Raw genomic sequence first — 17,262 nt, 5'->3', positions numbered from 1 at the left:
AGCGGCGAGCATCAGTCACCAACTCACCGGCAGCGCCTTGCCCTCCTCGTACCCGGCCGCCGATTGCGTGCCCACGACGGCGCGTTCGTGGAATTCGCGCAGCGTGGATGCCCCCGCATACGTCATCGACGACCGCAGCCCCGACGTGATCATGTCGAGCAGGTCGTCGAGTGAGGGCCGTTCGGGGTCGAGATAGATGCGCGAGCTCGAGATGCCCTCGGCGAACAACCGCTTGCGCGCGAGCTCGAAGGCGTCGAGCCGCTGGAACCGCTGCTCGACGGCCTTGGTGGAGGCCATGCCCCAGCTGCTCTTGAACCAGCGCCCCTGCTCGTCGGCCTCGAGTTCGCCGGGTGCTTCGAGCGTGCCCGCGAACCACGAGCCGACCATGACGGCCGAGGCACCCGCCGCAAGAGCGAGCGCGACGTCGCGCGGGTAGCGCACGCCGCCGTCGGCCCACACGTGCGCGCCGAGCTCGCGAGCGGCGGCCGCCGTGTCGAGCACGGCCGAGAACTGCGGGCGGCCGACGGCCGTCATCATGCGCGTCGTGCACATGGCACCCGGTCCGACGCCGACCTTCAGCACGTGCGCCCCGGCCTCGACGAGATCGCGCACGCCCTCGGCGGTGACGACGTTGCCGGCGACGATGGGCACGCCGAGGTCGCGGGCGGCGACCGCGCGCACGGCATCCACCGCCTGCTGCTGGTGGCCGTGCGCCGTGTCGATGACGATGACGTCGACGCCGGCCTCGACGAGGGCGGCGGCCCGCGCGGCCGCATCGCCCGTGACGCCGACCGCCGCCGCAACGCGCAGCCGACCGTGAGCATCCACCGCCGGCGGGTAGATCGTCGCCCGCACGGCGCTGCGCGCGCTCAGCGAGCCAATGATGCGCCCGTGGTGGCGCACCGCCACGGCCTCGACGCCCGCCGCGTCGATGAGAGCGAACGCCGCGCGCGGCTCGGTGACGTCGTCGTCGTCGATCGAGGGCACGCTCGGCGCAACGAGGTCGCCGATGACCGAGTCGGGCAGCGCGTACCGCAGGGCACTGGCCGGGATGCTGCGCTCGGGCACACCCTCGGCGTCGACGATCGTCAGCAGGGCGCCGGGAACGTCGGCGACGAGCGCCCGCGCGGCCGCGATCGTGTGCGCTCGGCCGACGAGCACGAGCGGGTCGAGCAGGGTCGAGGCGCCCTTGACGGCGCGGATCGCGGTGTCGAGCTGCTGCGGCGATCCGTCTTGCGGCAGCACCGCGAGCCCGCCGCGGCGCGCGAGCGCGACGGCCAGTCGCGACCCCGTCACCGAGGTCATGTTCGCGGCGACGATGGGGATGCGCAGCCCCGTCGGGTCCTCCGCCGTCAGGTCCACCGAGAGCCGGCTGCCGACCGCGGAATGCTGCGGCATGAGGAAGACGTCGCTGTAGGTGAGGTCATGGGCGGGAGGCTCGCGGAAGAATCGCACGAATTAACGCTACTCGCCCCCCGCGAGGGCGAAACCGGCGTGCAGGAGCGGTTAAGCTTGTGCGGGCGGTGCCAGCGAGGGCTCCGCCGGTGCCAACCCAATCGATGTGAAGCGAAAGTGGGCGGTCGGCTGTGTCAAGCCAAGTGACCGGAGTCGGCCCTGACGGCAACGCCGCGGGCGAATTCGGAGCCAACGAGTGGCTCGTTGACGAACTCTACGAGCAGTACAAGGTCGACAAGAACGCAGTCGACCCCTCCTGGTGGCCGATTCTCGAGAAGTACCACCAGTCGACGACCGCCGCCTCGAGCACCGCCCCCGCCGCCGAGGCGACGCCCGTCGAGGTGCCCGCCCCCGCGGCCGCCCCGGCCTCGGCGCCCAGCGCGTCGGTGCCCAGCGCATCGGTGCCCTCGGCCGCGGTGCCCGCCACCGGCAGCCAGCCCGTCGCGCGCACCACCTCGATCGCGCCGCAGCCCACGCCCATCCCCGCGCAGGCCCCCGCGCCCGCGACCGGCGCCACGACGCTGCCTGTCGACGCCGACGGCGACGGCGAGCTCGACGACATCGTCACGCCCCTCAAGGGCATGGCCAAGACCCTCGCCACCAATATGGATGCGAGCCTCACGGTGCCGACCGCGACGAGCGTACGCACCATCCCCGCGAAGCTGATGATCGACAACCGCATCGTCATCAACAACCACCTCAAGCGCGCGCGCGGCGGCAAGGTCAGCTTCACGCACCTCATCGCCTGGGCCATGGTGCGCGCCCTGCGCGAGTTCCCCAGCCAGAACGTCTTCTACGACGAGGTCGACGGCAAGCCCGTGGTCGTCACCCCCGCCCACATCAACTTAGGGATCGCGATCGACCTGCCGAAGCCCGATGGCACCCGGTCGCTACTGGTTCCCGGCATCAAGCGCTGCGAGGGCATGGGCTTCGGCGACTTCATCGCCGCCTACGAAGACGTCGTCAAGCGCGCGCGCGACAATAAGCTCACCGCCTCCGACTTTCAGGGCAACACCATCTCGCTCACCAACCCGGGCGGCATCGGCACCGTGCACTCGGTGCCGCGCCTCATGAAGGGCCAGGGCGCCATCATCGGCGCCGGGGCCCTCGAGTACCCGGCCGAGTTCCAGGGCATGTCGCAGGCGACCCTCGCCGACCTCGGCATCGGCAAGACCATCACGCTCACGAGCACCTACGACCACCGCGTCATTCAGGGTGCCGGCTCGGGCGAGTTCCTCAAGAAGGTGCACGAGCTGCTGATCGGCGAGCGCCGCTTCTACGAAGACATCTTCGCCGACCTGCGCATCCCCTACGACCCGATCCACTGGGCGCAAGACATCCACGTCGACCTCGCCGACCAGATCAACAAGACCGCACGGGTGCACGAGCTCATCAACGCCTACCGCGTGCGCGGCCACCTCATGGCCGACGTCGACCCGCTCGAGTACCGCCAGCGCAGCCACCCCGACCTCGACATCTCGAGCCACGGGCTGACCTTCTGGGATCTCGACCGCGAGTTCGTCACCGCCGGCTTCGGCGGCCGCCGCTCGATGCTGCTGCGCGAGGTGCTCGGCGTACTGCGCGACACCTACTGCCGCACGGTCGGCATCGAGTACATGCACATTCAGGAGCCGGAGCAGCGCCGCTGGTTCCAAGAGCGCCTCGAGAAGCCGTACCAGAAGCCCACGCACGACGAGCAGATGCGCATCCTCGGCAAGCTCAACCAGGCTGAGGCCTTCGAGACCTTCCTGCAGACCAAGTACGTCGGCCAGAAGCGCTTCAGCCTCGAGGGCGGCGAGAGCGTCATCCCGCTTCTCGACGAGCTGCTGCAGGGCGCCGCCGAGCAAGGGCTCGACGAGGTCGCGATCGGCATGGCCCACCGCGGCCGCCTCAACGTGCTCGCCAACATCGCGGGCAAGACCTACGGGCAGATCTTCCGCGAGTTCGAGGGCACGCAAGACCCCAAGTCGGTGCAGGGCTCGGGCGACGTCAAGTACCACCTCGGCACCGAGGGCGTGTTCACCTCGGCGGCGGGCCAGCAGATCGAGGTCTACCTCGCGGCGAACCCCTCGCACCTCGAGGCCGTCAACGGCGTGCTCGAGGGCATCGTGCGCGCCAAGCAAGACCGCAAGAACGACGGCGCCTTCAGCACGCTCGCGGTGCTCGTGCACGGCGATGCGGCCATGGCCGGTCAGGGTGTCGTGCTCGAGACCCTGCAGCTGAGCATGCTGCGCGGCTACCGCACGGGCGGCACGATCCATGTCGTCGTCAACAACCAGGTCGGCTTCACGACGCCCCCCGGCGAGGGCCGGTCGTCGATCTACTCGACCGACGTCGCCAAGACGATCCAGGCGCCGATCTTCCACGTCAACGGCGACGACCCCGAAGCCGTCGTGCGCGTGGCCGAGCTCGCCTTCGCCTACCGGCAGCAGTTCAAACGCGACGTCGTCATCGACCTCGTCTGCTACCGCCGCCGCGGGCACAACGAGGGCGACGACCCCTCGATGACCCAGCCGCTCATGTACAACCTCATCGAGGCCAAGCGCAGCGTGCGCACGCTCTACACCGAGGCCCTCGTCGGCCGCGGCGACATCACCGAAGAAGAGTTCGAGGCCGCGCACCGCGACTTCCAAGACCGCCTCGAGGTCGCCTTCGCCGAGACGCATGCGGCCCAGACCGGCTCGATGCCCGTCGTCACGGGCACGCCGGCTCCCGACACCGACGACCTGGCGGGCGAGCCCGAGTCGACGGGTGTCGATGCGGCGGTCATCCAGCACATCGGCGACGCGCACGACAACCCGCCCGCCGGGTTCACCGTGCACACCAAGCTGCAGGCGATGCTCAAGAAGCGCGTCGAGATGAGCCGTCAGGGCCAGATCGACTGGGGCTTCGGCGAGCTGCTCGCCCTCGGCTCGCTGCTCATGGAGGGCACGCCCGTGCGCATGGCCGGGCAAGACTCGCGCCGCGGCACCTTCGTGCAGCGCCACGCGGTGCTGCACGACCGCGTCAACGGCCAGGAGTGGCTGCCGCTCGCCAACCTGAGCGAGAACCAGGCGAAGTTCTGGATCTACGACTCGCTGCTGAGCGAGTACGCGGCGATGGGCTTCGAGTACGGCTACTCGGTCGAGCGCCCCGACGCGCTCGTGCTGTGGGAGGCCCAGTTCGGCGACTTCGCCAACGGCGCCCAGACCATCATCGACGAGTTCATCTCGTCGGCCGAGCAGAAGTGGAACCAGCGCTCGAGCGTCGTGCTGCTGCTGCCGCACGGCTATGAGGGCCAGGGCCCCGACCACTCGTCGGCGCGCATCGAGCGGTTCTTGCAGCTCGCGGCAGAAGAGAACATGACGATCGCGCGGCCCTCGACGCCCGCATCGTACTTCCACCTGCTGCGTCGCCAGGCCTACGCCCGCCCGCGGCGCCCGCTCATCGTCTTCACCCCGAAGGCCATGCTGCGCCTGCGCGGAGCGACGAGCGAGGTCGCCGACTTCACGAGCGGCCGCTTCGAGCCCGTCATCGACGACGCGACGATCGTGGATGCCGGCGCCGTGCGCCGGGTGCTGCTGCACGCCGGCAAGATCCACTACGACCTCAAGGCCGAGGTCGAGAAGCGGGGAACGACCGGGGTCGCCCTCGTGCGCCTCGAGCAGTTCCACCCGCTGCCCGAGGCATCGCTGCGCACCGTGCTCGACCGCTACCCGAACGCCGAGGTGGTGTGGGTGCAAGACGAGCCCGAGAACCAGGGCGCCTGGCCGTTCCTGGCGCTCGAAGCGCAGAAGCGCGGCATGCGCCCCATGCGGGTGGTCTCGCGGCACGCCTCGGCCTCGCCGGCGACGGGTTCGAGCAAGCGCAGCGCGCAAGAGCACGCCGACATCATGGATGCCGCGCTGAGCTAGTTAGCGCGCATCCAGCGTCGAGATGGCGCCCAGCACGAGGCTGCGAAGCTCGTCGGGCGCCTTCTCTTGGCACGCCTCTTTGACCTTCGTGGTCAGGGTGATGCCCACCAGGTGCTCGGCCGAGCAGTCGTCGCAGTTCGCCAGGTGCTCGCGAATGTCGCCGCACTGCTCGGGGGTGAGCTCGTTGTGCAGAAACTCCTCGAGCTCTTGCTTCGCCTTGTCGCAGCCGCAGTCGGTCATCGCGTGCTCCCTCTCGTCGTGGCGGCCGCATCCGGGGCGGTCATGCCGCGCTCCCGTGCGTAATCGGCCAGCAGTTCCCGCAGCAGGCGTCGGCCGCGGTGCAGGCGGCTCATGACGGTTCCGACGGGCGTCTTCATGATGTCGGCGATCTCTTGGTACGAGAAGCCTTCGACGTCGGCGAAGTAGACCGCCAGCCTGAAGTCTTCGGGGATCGACTGCAGCGCATCTTTCACCGCGCTCGCGGGCATGCGGTCGATCGCCTCGGCCTCGGCCGAACGCGTCGTGGTCGACGTGGCCGACTCGGCCCCGCCGAGCTGCCAGTCTTCGAGCTCGTCGATCGTGCCCTGGTACGGGTCGCGCTGCTTCTTGCGGTACACGTTGATGAACGTGTTCGTCAGGATGCGGTACAACCAGGCCTTGAGGTTCGTGCCCTGCTCGAACTGCGCGAAGGCGGCGAAGGCCTTGACGAAGGTCTCTTGCACGAGGTCGGCGGCGTCGGCCGGATTCTTGGTCATGCGCATGGCGGCGCCGTACAGCTGGTCCATGAACGGCAGCGCCTGCTCTTGGAACAGGCGGCGGCGCTCGGCGAGCTCGTCGGTCATCTCGGTCATCACGCGCGAGTCTAGCGAGCGCGCCTGCGCCGGGCCCGCGACGGGAGCATCCAGCAGCAGCGTCGTCATGCGGTTCCTCTCGTGCGGGGCGGCGGGCACCAGCGGGTGCCGTTACCCTGATAACCGATGCAGGTCTTCACCTATTCCGGAGCTCGGTTCACGTCCTACGGCGACGAGCAGCTGACGGGCGTCTCCGCCGGCCTCGGCCATGACGACGAGTGGCTCGCCCCCCGGGCGACCTCGCCGCTGGATGCCCGGCTCACCCTGCCCGGTTCCAAGAGCCTCACCAACCGCGAGCTCGTGCTCTCAGCGCTCGCCGACGGACCCTCGCTGCTGCGCCGGCCGCTGCACTCGCGCGACTCGATGCTCATGATCGAGGCCCTGCGGTCGCTCGGCGTCGGGATCGACGAGGTCGCGGGCGACGGCGAGTACGGCCCCGATCTGCGCATCACTCCCCCGACCGAGCTCTCGGGCAGCACCGCGATCGACTGCGGGCTCGCGGGCACCGTCATGCGGTTTCTGCCGCCCGTGGCCGCACTCGCGCTCGGCCCGGTCGCATTCGACGGGGACGAGAGCGCCCGGCGCCGCCCCATGCGCACGACGATCGACTCGCTGCGCGCGCTCGGCGTCGACGTCAACGATGACGGTCGTGGCGCCCTGCCCTTCAGCCTGTGGGGCACAGGTGCCGTTCGCGGCGGCGAGGTCGCCATCGACGCCTCGGCCTCGAGCCAGTTCGTGTCGGGGCTGCTGCTCGCCGCCCCGCGCTTCACCGAGGGCCTCGTGCTGCGCCATACGGGCGAGCGCCTGCCCTCGATGCCGCACATCGAGATGACGATCGCCGCGCTCGCCGACCGCGGCGTGGTCGTCGAGAGCCCCGAGCCCGGCGTCTGGGTCGTGCCCGCCGGGCCCATCGCGGGCCGCGAGCTCGCGATCGAGCCTGACCTCTCGAACGCCGCACCGTTTCTCGTCGCCGCGATCGTCGCCGGTGGGACCGTGACGATCGATGGATGGCCGCGAGCGACCACGCAGGTCGGCGCCGATCTCGAGTCGCTGCTGCCGCTCTTCGGGGCGAGCGTGCGGCGCGACGGCGCGACGCTCGTGGTCGACGGCGGCGCCGGACTCCTCGGCGGCTCGACCGTGCCCGGCGTCGACCTCGACCTCTCGACGGGCGGCGAGCTCGCCCCCGCGATCGTCGCGCTCGCCGCGCTCGCGAGCACCCCGAGCACGATCACGGGCATCGGCCACCTGCGGGGGCACGAGACCGACCGCCTTGCCGCCCTCGCGGCTGAGATCACGGCGCTCGGGGGCGCGGTGACCGAGCTCGCCGAGGGGCTCGCGATCGAGCCGCGCCCGCTGCACGGCGGGCCGTGGCGCGCCTACGAAGACCACCGCATGGCCACAGCCGCAGCGATCATCGGGCTCGCCGTCGACGGTGTGCGGGTCGACGACATCGGCTCGACCGCGAAGACGCTGCCGCAGTTCGCCGAGCTGTGGAGCGCGATGCTCGACCAGTCGGGCGGCGCGGATCCGGCAGGGCTTCCGTGAGCTGGCTGCCGCCCGACGACGACGATCCGTACGAGCAGTACGACGAGTCGCTCATCCGGGCGCGGCCCAACCCCAAAGCCAACCGCCCGCGCTCGAAGCAGCGCCCCGCCCACGAGAACGCCGTCGTCGGCCGCATCGTCACGGTCGATCGGGGCCGCTACCTGTGCCTCGTCGACGAGGGCGGCTCAGTCGAGCGCGAGGTCATCGCCACGCGGGCGCGCGAACTGCGCACGAATGCGATCGTCACGGGCGATCGGGTCGACCTCGTGGGCGATGCGAGCGGGGCCGAGGGCTCGCTCGCCCGCATCGTGCGCATCCACGAACGGCGCACCCTGCTGCGCCGCAGCGCCGACGACACCGATGCCGTCGAGCGCATCATCGTGGCGAACGCCGACCAGCTGCTCATCGTCGTGGCCGCCGCGAACCCCGAACCGCGACCCCGACTGGTCGACCGCTACCTCGTGGCGGCCTTCGACGCGGGTATCGAACCGCTGCTGGTCATGACGAAGTCCGACCTCGCCGACCCCGCGCCGTTCCTCGCGCAGTTTCGCGGGCTCGCGCTGCGCGTCGTCACGAGCCGCTCCGACGCTCCGCCCGTCGACGAGCTGCGCGCGATGCTGCGCGACCGCACGACCGTCGCGGTGGGGCATTCGGGCGTCGGCAAGTCGACCCTCGTCAACGCCCTGGTTCCGGATGCCCGGCGCGCGACCGGCGTCGTCAACGCCGTCACCGGCCGTGGCCGCCACACCTCGTCCTCCACCGTGTCGCTGCGGCTCCCCGGCGGCGGGTGGATCATCGACACCCCAGGCGTGCGCTCGTTCGGTCTCGGCCACGTCGACCCCGACAATATTCTGCGCTCGTTCGGCGATCTGGCCGAGATCGGGGCGAGTTGCCCGCGCGGCTGCACCCACCTGCCCGACGCGCCCGACTGCGAACTCGTCGAGCGGGCCGCGGCCGGCGAACTCGGCGAGTACGGTGCCGAGCGGCTGGACTCGCTGCAGCGCCTGCTGACGACGCTCATGACCCCGAGCGGGCGAACCGGCGCCGATACGCTGAGACCGTGAGCCCCGCATCCCGTACGCCCGCTGACGACCCGCGCGGCGTCGCCGACACCGACCTCGCTGCCGACCTCGCGCTCGCCCTCGACCTCGCCGACCGGGCCGACGCCGTGTCGCTCGACCGGTTTCGCGCGGTCGATCTGACGGTGACCACCAAGCCCGATCGCACGCCGGTCACGGACGCCGATCAGGCCGTCGAGCGGGTGATTCGCGAGGGACTGAGCGCGCAGCGCGCCGCCGACGGCGTTCTCGGCGAAGAGTACGGCACAGCGGCCGGCTCGGGCAGCGGTGCGCACCGCCAGTGGATCATCGACCCCATCGACGGAACGGCGAACTTCTTGCGGGGCGTGCCCATCTGGGGCACCCTCATCGCCCTCGCGATCGACGGCGTGCCCGTCGTCGGCGTCGTGAGCGCACCCGCCCTCGGCCAGCGGTGGTGGGCGGCCCGCGGCCTCGGAGCCCACGCGGCCGCTCGGGGCGCGGCACCCCGCCGCTTGCGCGTCAGTGGCGTGAGCGAGCTCGCCGATGCCGTGCTGAGCTACAACAGCCTGCCGGGGTGGGACGACGCAGGGCGCCTGCCGCAGATCGTCGACCTGACCCGCGCCGTGTGGCGAGCTCGAGCCATCGGCGACATGTGGTCGTACATGCTCGTGGCAGAGGGCGCCATCGATGTCGCGGGTGAGTTCGACCTGCAGCCCTACGACATGGCGGCACTGCAGCCCATCGTCGAAGAGGCCGGCGGGCGGTTCAGCTCGGTCGACGGCGCAGAGGGGCCGTGGCATGGCAGCGCCCTCGCCACGAATGGACTGCTGCACGATGAGGTGTTGCGACGGCTCAAGCCTGAGTAGGCTCGCACTCGAGAACGGGCACCGCAGCGCCCGCCCTCATCCACCCCTCCACCCTGAGCCGAAAAGAGCCCCCGTGACCATCGTCTCCTCCGCGCCCTGGGCGCGTGCACTCACCATCGTGACCATCGCCGCCGCCGGCATCGCCCTGAGCGGGTGCAGCATCCTCGACCAGTTCACGGGCGGCGGAACCGCCACGCGCGACGACGACGGCCAGGTCGTCGAGGGCAACGACAACACCGACGTCTTCACCCTGCAGGTGGGTGACTGTCTCAACGACGCGACCGCCTCCGAGACGGTCGAGACGATCCCGACCGTGCCGTGCGACGAGCCCCACGACAGCGAGATCTACGCCTCGATCATCATGGAGGGCGACACCTTCCCCGGCAGCGAGGCGGTCATCGCCGAGGCAGACGCCGCCTGCCTCGAAGCCTTCCCGGGCTTCACGGGCACCGAGTACGCCGACTCGATCTACTACTACAGCTACTACTTCCCCACCGAGGGCAGCTGGGCCGGTGGCGACCGCGAGATCCTCTGCACGATCTACGACGAGGCCGGCCAGGTCACGGGCTCACTGCAGAACATCGGTCGCTGAGCATCCGCATCATGACCCTGTCGACCCGGCGGCGCCCGATCGCGATCCTCGTGATCGGCGCCGCCGTGGTCGCGCTCAGCGCCTGCAGCGCCTTCGGGCCACTCGTGCCGGCGGATGAACCTGTGCGCGACGACGACGGGCGAATCATCGAGCCCAACGAGCAGACCGACGCTTTCGCCCTGCAGGTGGGTGACTGCCTCGACGACGGTACGGCCACGGGCGAGGTGCAGACAGTGCCCACCGTGCCGTGCGACGAACCGCACGACAGCGAGATCTACTCGGCGCACCTGCTCGGCCAATCGCAGTACCCCGGCGACGACATCGTCGTCGACAAGGCCGAAGCGCTGTGCCTGCCGGCGTTCGAGCAGTTCGTCGGCGAGCCCTACCTCGAGTCGCGCTTCGACTTCAGCTTCTACTACCCCACCGCCGAGAGCTGGGCCACCGGCGACCGCGAAGTGCTGTGCGTCATCTACGACCCCGAGGGTCCCGTGACGGGAACCCTCGAGGGCGTCACCGACTAGCGCAGCAGCTCGGGCAGCAGCGCGATCACGGCCTTGCCGCGCGTCTGCTGTGCCGCGAGGCGGTCGATGAGAGCCATCGCTCCGTCGATGCCGGCGACCTCGTCGATCGACGATGAGAGACGGCCGTCGTCGACCATGCCGAGCAGCGTCTCGAGGTCGGCCCTGTTCTCGCGCTGCATCACGGCGGTGAGCCGATGACGCACCCAGGGGTCGAGCATGACGGCCCGCAGCTGACGGTCGGTGCCGCGCAGCAACCGGCCACCGGCCTTGTCGGCGCCGACGATCACGAGCGTGCCCCGCTCGGTGAGCGCACGACGCAGCACGTGCAGCGCCCGACCGTCGGCCGCGTCGATGATGACGTCGAAGCGCCCCCAATCGGCAGGGTCGGGAGTCGTTCGGTAGTCGATGACCTGCTCGGCTCCGAGCGAGCGCACGAACGCGGCTTTGCCCGCGCTCGCCATTCCCGTGACCCGCGCGCCCTCGGCGACGGCGAGCTGCACCATGAACGATCCAACCCCGCCGCCCGCGCCGATGATCAGCACGCGCTGGCCCGACTGCACGCGGGCGCTGTCACGCACCGCCTGCAGGGCTGTTGAGGCCGAGACCGGCAGAGCCGCGGCATCCACCATCGACACCCCGTCGGGAATGCGCGCGATCTTCGCCGGAGCGGCGACGACCAGCTCGGCGAACGCCGCCCACGCAGTGCCGGCCACGCGGTCGCCGACCGAGAGCCCGGTGACCTCGCTGCCGACCTGCTCGATCACTCCCGCGAAGGCGAGGCCGATGACCGTCTGGCGCGGTCGGCGCAGCCCGAGGGCCAGGCGCACCGCGTAGGGGTCGCCCGTCAAGAGGTGCACGGTGCCCGAGTCGGGGCTGACGGCGTGCACACGCACGAGCACCTGGTCGGGCTTCGGCGTCGGTGCGGGCACCCGCCCGACGGCGAGAACCTCGGTGCCGCCGTAGGCGTGCTGGGTGATGGCGGTCATCGTGGCGGTCGTGGTGGTCATGCGGATTCTCCGTTGGTGGTGGTGGTGGGGTAGCTGAAGACCTCGTCGAGACGCACCCCGAGGGCGTGCGCGATCTGGAAGGCGACCTCGAGCGAGGGAGAGTACTTGCCCTGCTCGATGGCGATGATGGTCTGGCGGGTGACACCGACCCGCTCGGCGAGGTCGGCCTGCGTCATCTCGCCGGCCGCGAATCGCAGGGCGCGGATGCTGTTCGCGACGCGCGTGGGCTTCACCATGCCGGCACTCCCCCGCGGTACAGGGCGATCTTCGTGACGGTCTCGAGTATCGCCGAGAGGAAGAAGCCGAGGTAGAGCACGTTCGCGATCCAGAACGGATCGAGCTCGAGCATCGCGAAGATGAGCGCGGCGAGCGCGGCGGCGATGAGCAGGCCGCGCGAGGTGAACTCGGCGCGCGCCTTGATCTGCTTGTCGCGGATATCCATCTCGTGGCCGTCGCGGTGCGTGGTGACAGCGACGACGATCGAGACGATGATCATGACGACGATCGACGCGCCGATGCTCCATAGCATTGCGTCGATGTACGGCGTCTCGGGCATCGGGGTCGTGGCGGCGCGCGTCAGCAGCACGCTGAGGTAGATCGTGAAGTGGACGATCGAGACGATCACCCCGGCCCACGCGATCTTCTCTTCGAAGCCCATGTCGTGCTCGGCCATGACGGCCTCCCTTCGGTCGGTGTCAAGAATCCTTGACACACTCGAAGGTAAAGCAGTTGTTACATCATGTCAAGTTTTGTTTACTCAGCGTCGAGAATTGCGGACGCCGGGGCTGCAGCACCGCCGCAGCGAGCCCCGCGAGCATGATGGCGCCGCCGATGAACTCGGTCGTGGTCGGCACCTCGCCCTGCACGAGCCAGGCGGCGAGGATGCCCACGACGGGTACGAGCAGCGTGAACGGCACGACGGCGCTCGTCGGGTACCGCGCGAGCAGCGAGTTCCAGATGCCGTAGCCGATGAGGCTCGCGAACACCGCGGTGTAGACCGTGCTGCCGATCGCCACCCACGAGAGGTTGGTGAGCGCCTGCCAGACCACGGGCGGCGAGTCGACGACGAGCGAGAGGGCGAGGGCCGGCAGCGGCACGACGAGTCCCGACCAGACCACGAGCGAGAGGCCCGAACTCGCCTGCGCGCGCCGGGCGAGCACGTTGCCGATCGCCCACGCGAGGGCCGCTGCGAGCGTGACGACGAGCGGCATCCACGGCGCCGACTGCGAGTGGCCGACCACGACGAGGGCCAGACCGAGCATGCCGATCGCGATACCGATGAGCTGACGGCGCGTGGGGCGCTCGCGCAGCAGCAGCGCGGCGACCACGATCGAGAACATGACCTGGGTCTGCAGCAGCAGCGATGCCAGCCCGGGCGGCATGCCGAGCGCGAGCCCCAGGTAGAGCAGGGCGAACTGGCCGAGGCTGAGGAATCCGCCCACCAGAAGCAGCTGCCGCCACCCGATGCCGGGCGGCTTCAGCAGGAAGACCGCCGGTACGCACACCACGAGAAAGCGCAGGGCGAGGAAGAGCAGGGGTGGGACATCCTCTTGCCCCGCGTCGATGACGACGAAGTTCGCGCCCCAGATGACGACGACGAGCAGGGCCAGCAGCGAGTGCCGCAGGCTCACCGCTGGTCGACGATGTCTTTGCCGAGGGGCAGCAGCGCCACCGGCACCATCTTCAGGTTCGCCCACGCGAACGGGATTCCGATGATCGTAATCGCGAGCGCGATCGCCGAGGTCACGTGGCCGATCGCGAGCCAGAAGCCCGCGAGCAGCACCCACACGATGTTGCCGATGACCGACCATGCGCCCGCGGTCGGCTTATCGACAACGGTCTTGCCGAACGGCCAGAGCGAGTACACGCCGATACGCCACGCGGCGATGCCCCACGGGATCGTGACGATGAGCACGAACATGATGAGCGCCGCGAGGGCGTAGCCGAGAAACAGCCAGAAGCCCGAGAGCACGAGCCAGATGATGTTGAGCAGGGTGCGCATCCGCCCAGTCTGGCAGAGCGAATCGCACCGGATTGGTCCAACAGTGCGTGACAGCGTTCCTTCGCGGTGGAGATGGGGGGAATTGAACCCCCGTCCATCGCTGTGAGCCGGAGCCTTCTACGGGCGTAGTCTGCTGAATCGTTCTGCTCGGCTCCGACCTTTGTTGCAGACCCCTAGGTCGACGAGCCCAGCCTCAGTGAAAGTCCCGCGTGCACCTGAGACGCAGGCACGCAGCAAGTCTCCTTCATGACGCCAGCGACCGGGGCGGAGACGAACCCGGGCTGACGGACTTAACTACTCTTGCCTAGGCGGCGAGAGCGAAGTCGGTGCGCTTAGCATTGGCACCTGTTGTTTGCAGAGATCGTTAACGAGATAACCCTGCATCCTCGACCCGCTTCTCACCGTTTCGCAGGCGATGTCGAAACCGATCATCCCCTCGGTCACCCGGGCATGGTTCTCGCGAGGAGAACCCGACCCGGGCGGGTCGCTGTCACGCACTGTGGAGTTGTGGGGGCCGCGGCTCGAGGCCCGGCGATCAGACGCCGTTCTCGGCGTAGCCCTACAGTATACGTCACCGCCGACAGGAGGCCCATGATGACCCCCCTCACCCTCACCGTGCAGGGCACCGCCCGCATCGAGCTCGAGCCCGAGCGCGCCGATCTGCGCTTCACCGTGGCCGCCGACGGCCCCGACCGTGCGCCGGTGGTCGACGCGGTCAGCGCGGCGCTCGCGACGATCAGCAGCATGCTCGCCGACCGGCACGATGCGCGGTCGGGCCCCGTGCTCGCGTGGTCGGCCGACCAGGTGACGGTGAGCGCGCAACGCCCCTGGACGAACGACGGCAGCCAGGCACCGCTCGTGCACCGGGCCGCGGCCGCGGGTCGGGCGACCCTCACGGCCGAGGCCGCTGCCGTCGCCGCGCTCGTCGACGCGCTCTCGGCGCATCCCTCGGTCACGATCGAGGGCCTCGAATGGTCGCTGACGGATGCCCGGCTCTCGGCCGCGCAGTCCGAAGCCCGCACCCTCGCGGTCGGCGACGCGCTCGGCAAGGCCCAGGCGCTGGCCGCGGCGGTCGGCCGGTCGGATGTCGTGGCGGTCGCCCTCGCCGACCCCGGCATGCTCGACGGCGCGGCACCCGGCCCGATGCCGCAGCCGCGCTTCGAGAAGGCCATGTCGATGGCGATGGACGCCGGCGGCGGCGGTTTCGCGCTGCGCCCGCAGCCCATCACGATCGAGGTCGCCGTCGACGCGCGGTTCAGCGCCTGAGCCGCCCGAGCGGTATGCGCGAAGCGAACAATGCACCCCCTTCGGGGGTGGGTGCCGAGGCCTGCTCGGCGGTACCCTGACCTCAGTCGCATCCGGGGGGATGCGCAGGGGGGATCCACGTGGTTCGGGCACCGAAAAAGACGCGTCGTTCGATGGCGGCGACGGCGGTCGGCGCCGCTCTCGTGCTGGCCGCGGGCATCAGCCCTGCCACCGCGGTCGAGACGGCGGCGACGCCGCAGGCTGCGGTGTCGACCACGGCCGTGGCGCCCGCCGCCAACGCGTGCGGCGACACGCTGTGCCTCGAGTGGGAGCGCCGCGGCGGCACGCTCGGCAAGCCCATCGCCACCTCATCGCCCAACGTCGTGACGCTCGACAACGGCGGCCCCGCTGTCGTGGTGGGCGACCGCGCGGGCAACATCTGGGCCCTGCACCTCTCTGACGGCTCGTGGGTGAGCGGCTGGCCGGTGCGCACGGGCGGCATCGTCGTCGACTCGACCCCCTCCGTCTCGGGCAGCGGCGACACCGCCCGCGTCTACGTGGGGGTCGGAGGCAGCGCGAGCCCCAGCAAGGGCGGCATCTGGAAGATCAAGAACACCGGCGCCGTGATGTGGAAGGTCACTCCGCGCGCCCACCCGACCCAGGCGGGCACGCGCGGCGTCAAGGCCTCGGTATCGCTCGGCCACTTGCGCGGTCCGTCGACGCTCGACGCCTACGCGCCCACGATGGGGCAGCTGCACTACGCGCTGGCGACCGAGTCGGGCAAGAACATCTCGGGCTTCTGGTGGGTCGCGGCCGACTCGACCTTCTCAACGGCCGCCCTCTACGACCTGTACGGCACCGGGCGCGACTACGTCATCACCGGCGCCGACTCGACGGCGGGCACGTCGTACTACCGCACGTACGGCAACGGCGGGGCCCTGCGCATTCTCAAGCCCACGGGTCGCGCCGGCGAGAAGTACCCCAACCGCGGCCTCGTCTGCGAGCGGCGCACCAACCAGGTCGTGCAGTCGTCGCCCGCGGTCGGACCGGTGCTCGCCGACGGTGAGACCGGCATCGCCTTCGGCACCGGAACCTATTACCCGAATCAGACCGCGACGAAGTTCATCTTCATGATCAACGACCGCTGCGGCGATGTGTGGCGCAAGCAGCTCGACGGCTCGACCGCGTCGAGCCCGGCGTTCGCCGACATCAAGGGCGATGGCTCGCTCGATGTCGTCATCGCCGCCCGGGTGAGCTCGTCGAGCACGAGCGTCTGGGCTCTCGAAGGCCCCACCGGCGGCACGATCTGGCGAACCAGCGTCACCGGCGGCGTGGTCGGCTCGGTGGTCACGGCCGATCTCGGCAACGGCTACCAGAGCGTGCTCGTTCCGACCACGAGCGGGCTGCGGATCCTCGACGGTCGAACGGGCGAGATCGTTCACAGCATCAACGGCATCGGGCTGCAGAACTCGCCCCTCGTCACCGAGCGCTCTGACGGAACCGTCGGGGTGACGATCGCCGGCTACGTGGGCGAGATGGTGTCGGGTCGAGTGCAGCTGCGCAGCATCGTGCGGCACTACTCGATTCCCGGCAGCGATGGTGCAACGGTCGACGACATCGGGTCGTGGCCGATGTTCCACCGCGACCCGCAGCTGACCGGCGCGGTGCCCGCTCCGCAGGAGTAGTCCGCGGTACTCGCGCGCTAGTCGCCGAGTCGGTTGCGCGTGCGCATGGCGCGGTCGGCCTCGCGCTTGTCTTGCCGCTCGCGCAGCGCGTGCCGCTTGTCGTACTCCTTCTTGCCTTTCGCGACGGCGAGCTCGACCTTGGCGCGCCCGTCGCTGAAGTAGATGCGCAGGGGTACGAGGGTGTAACCGCCCTCTTTGACCTTGTTGCTGATCTTGATGATCTGCGCCTTGTGCAGCAGCATCTTGCGCTTGCGGCGGGGCGGGTGGTTGGTCCACGTGCCCTGCGTGTACTCGGGAATGTGCACGGCGTCGAGCCATGCCTCACCGCGGTCGATGAAGCCGTAGCCGTCGACGAGGCTCGCCCGACCCATACGCAGCGACTTCACCTCGGTGCCGCTCAGCACCAGGCCGGCTTCGTAGGTGTCTTCGATCGTGTAGTCGTGCCGCGCCTTGCGGTTGGTCGCGACGACCTTCTCGCCCTTCTCCTTCGGCACGGTTCACCTCCTGCGCGATCGGCCTGTGGATGCTGCGCTCACCTCGAGCGCAGCCCTCCAGCATAC

17 protein-coding genes and 1 other RNA gene are annotated in these 17,262 nt (G+C 70.0%); 8 read left to right on the top strand and 10 right to left on the bottom strand.

Features of this window, described 5'->3' with window-relative positions; genetic code table 11:
* Positions 1-15 precede the first annotated feature (15 nt).
* Positions 16-1,455: a GuaB1 family IMP dehydrogenase-related protein gene (locus ACK4HH_RS04870; RefSeq protein ID WP_409648849.1), complete on the bottom strand. Its 1,440-nt coding sequence runs from the start codon at positions 1,453-1,455 to the stop codon at positions 16-18.
* A 131-nt stretch (positions 1,456-1,586) separates the two neighbouring features.
* Between ACK4HH_RS04870 and ACK4HH_RS04865 the strand changes: the two genes are divergently transcribed.
* Positions 1,587-5,348, top strand: coding sequence for a multifunctional oxoglutarate decarboxylase/oxoglutarate dehydrogenase thiamine pyrophosphate-binding subunit/dihydrolipoyllysine-residue succinyltransferase subunit (locus tag ACK4HH_RS04865; RefSeq protein WP_409648846.1), 3,762 nt, complete (start codon positions 1,587-1,589; stop codon positions 5,346-5,348).
* Here ACK4HH_RS04865 and ACK4HH_RS04860 read toward each other — a convergent pair whose 3' ends face one another.
* Complete coding sequence (locus ACK4HH_RS04860) at positions 5,349-5,588, bottom strand: zf-HC2 domain-containing protein (RefSeq protein WP_255159850.1); 240 nt, start codon at positions 5,586-5,588, stop codon at positions 5,349-5,351.
* Positions 5,585-6,199 (bottom strand): sigma-70 family RNA polymerase sigma factor, encoded by a 615-nt coding sequence (locus ACK4HH_RS04855; protein ID WP_255160971.1) that lies wholly within the window; start codon positions 6,197-6,199, stop codon positions 5,585-5,587. Before ACK4HH_RS04855 ends, ACK4HH_RS04860 begins: the two co-directional genes overlap by 4 nt.
* 126 nt (positions 6,200-6,325) lie before the next feature.
* On the opposite strand from ACK4HH_RS04855, the gene aroA reads away from it, so the two are divergent.
* The 5 genes from aroA to ACK4HH_RS04830 all read left to right on the top strand — a co-directional run bounded on the left by aroA (position 6,326) and on the right by ACK4HH_RS04830 (position 10,763).
* Entirely contained in the window at positions 6,326-7,744 is a 1,419-nt protein-coding gene (gene aroA, locus ACK4HH_RS04850; RefSeq protein ID WP_409648843.1) for a 3-phosphoshikimate 1-carboxyvinyltransferase, read from the top strand.
* Positions 7,741-8,808 (top strand): ribosome small subunit-dependent GTPase A, encoded by a 1,068-nt coding sequence (gene rsgA / locus ACK4HH_RS04845; RefSeq protein ID WP_409648840.1) that lies wholly within the window; start codon positions 7,741-7,743, stop codon positions 8,806-8,808. Before aroA ends, rsgA begins: the two co-directional genes overlap by 4 nt.
* On the top strand, positions 8,805-9,650 hold the full coding sequence (locus tag ACK4HH_RS04840; RefSeq protein WP_409648838.1) for an inositol monophosphatase family protein: 846 nt from the start codon (positions 8,805-8,807) through the stop codon (positions 9,648-9,650). Before rsgA ends, ACK4HH_RS04840 begins: the two co-directional genes overlap by 4 nt.
* A 73-nt stretch (positions 9,651-9,723) precedes the next feature.
* Positions 9,724-10,242 carry a septum formation family protein gene (locus ACK4HH_RS04835; RefSeq protein ID WP_409648835.1) on the top strand — a complete coding sequence of 173 codons (519 nt, stop codon included), beginning with the start codon at positions 9,724-9,726 and terminating at the stop codon, positions 10,240-10,242.
* Positions 10,243-10,253: 11 nt separating this feature from the next.
* On the top strand, positions 10,254-10,763 hold the full coding sequence (locus tag ACK4HH_RS04830; protein ID WP_409648832.1) for a septum formation family protein: 510 nt from the start codon (positions 10,254-10,256) through the stop codon (positions 10,761-10,763).
* Here the strand turns inward: ACK4HH_RS04830 and ACK4HH_RS04825 are convergent.
* The 6 genes from ACK4HH_RS04825 to ssrA all read right to left on the bottom strand — a co-directional run bounded on the left by ACK4HH_RS04825 (position 10,760) and on the right by ssrA (position 14,208).
* On the bottom strand, positions 10,760-11,770 hold the full coding sequence (locus ACK4HH_RS04825) for an NAD(P)-dependent alcohol dehydrogenase (RefSeq protein WP_409648829.1): 1,011 nt from the start codon (positions 11,768-11,770) through the stop codon (positions 10,760-10,762). The genes ACK4HH_RS04830 and ACK4HH_RS04825 overlap by 4 nt on opposite strands.
* A complete protein-coding gene (locus ACK4HH_RS04820) occupies positions 11,767-12,006 on the bottom strand; it encodes a helix-turn-helix transcriptional regulator (protein ID WP_409648826.1) in 240 nt (79 codons plus the stop codon). The genes ACK4HH_RS04825 and ACK4HH_RS04820 overlap by 4 nt, the downstream gene beginning before the upstream one ends.
* Positions 12,000-12,443 (bottom strand): hypothetical protein, encoded by a 444-nt coding sequence (locus ACK4HH_RS04815; RefSeq protein ID WP_409648823.1) that lies wholly within the window; start codon positions 12,441-12,443, stop codon positions 12,000-12,002. Before ACK4HH_RS04815 ends, ACK4HH_RS04820 begins: the two co-directional genes overlap by 7 nt.
* A 64-nt stretch (positions 12,444-12,507) precedes the next feature.
* Positions 12,508-13,401 carry an EamA family transporter gene (locus tag ACK4HH_RS04810; protein ID WP_409648820.1) on the bottom strand — a complete coding sequence of 298 codons (894 nt, stop codon included), beginning with the start codon at positions 13,399-13,401 and terminating at the stop codon, positions 12,508-12,510.
* A complete protein-coding gene (locus tag ACK4HH_RS04805; protein ID WP_409648817.1) occupies positions 13,398-13,772 on the bottom strand; it encodes a YccF domain-containing protein in 375 nt (124 codons plus the stop codon). The genes ACK4HH_RS04810 and ACK4HH_RS04805 overlap by 4 nt, the downstream gene beginning before the upstream one ends.
* Before the next feature lie 64 nt (positions 13,773-13,836).
* Positions 13,837-14,208, bottom strand: a transfer-messenger RNA (tmRNA) gene (gene ssrA, locus ACK4HH_RS04800).
* Between the two features lie 158 nt (positions 14,209-14,366).
* On the opposite strand from ssrA, the gene ACK4HH_RS04795 reads away from it, so the two are divergent.
* Together ACK4HH_RS04795 and ACK4HH_RS04790 are read left to right on the top strand one after the other, a co-directional pair.
* Positions 14,367-15,038 (top strand): SIMPL domain-containing protein, encoded by a 672-nt coding sequence (locus ACK4HH_RS04795; protein ID WP_409648814.1) that lies wholly within the window; start codon positions 14,367-14,369, stop codon positions 15,036-15,038.
* A 152-nt stretch (positions 15,039-15,190) separates the two neighbouring features.
* Entirely contained in the window at positions 15,191-16,702 is a 1,512-nt protein-coding gene (locus ACK4HH_RS04790; RefSeq protein WP_409648811.1) for a hypothetical protein, read from the top strand.
* Between the two features lie 17 nt (positions 16,703-16,719).
* Here ACK4HH_RS04790 and smpB read toward each other — a convergent pair whose 3' ends face one another.
* Positions 16,720-17,196, bottom strand: a complete 477-nt coding sequence (gene smpB, locus ACK4HH_RS04785) for an SsrA-binding protein SmpB (RefSeq protein ID WP_409648808.1) — start codon at positions 17,194-17,196, stop codon at positions 16,720-16,722.
* Positions 17,197-17,262 lie beyond the last annotated feature (66 nt).

Origin of the sequence: Microcella sp. (genome assembly GCF_046296455.1) — a bacterium.
Lineage (GTDB): Bacteria > Actinomycetota > Actinomycetes > Actinomycetales > Microbacteriaceae > Microcella.
This window is presented reverse-complemented; position numbering and strand designations above follow the sequence as displayed.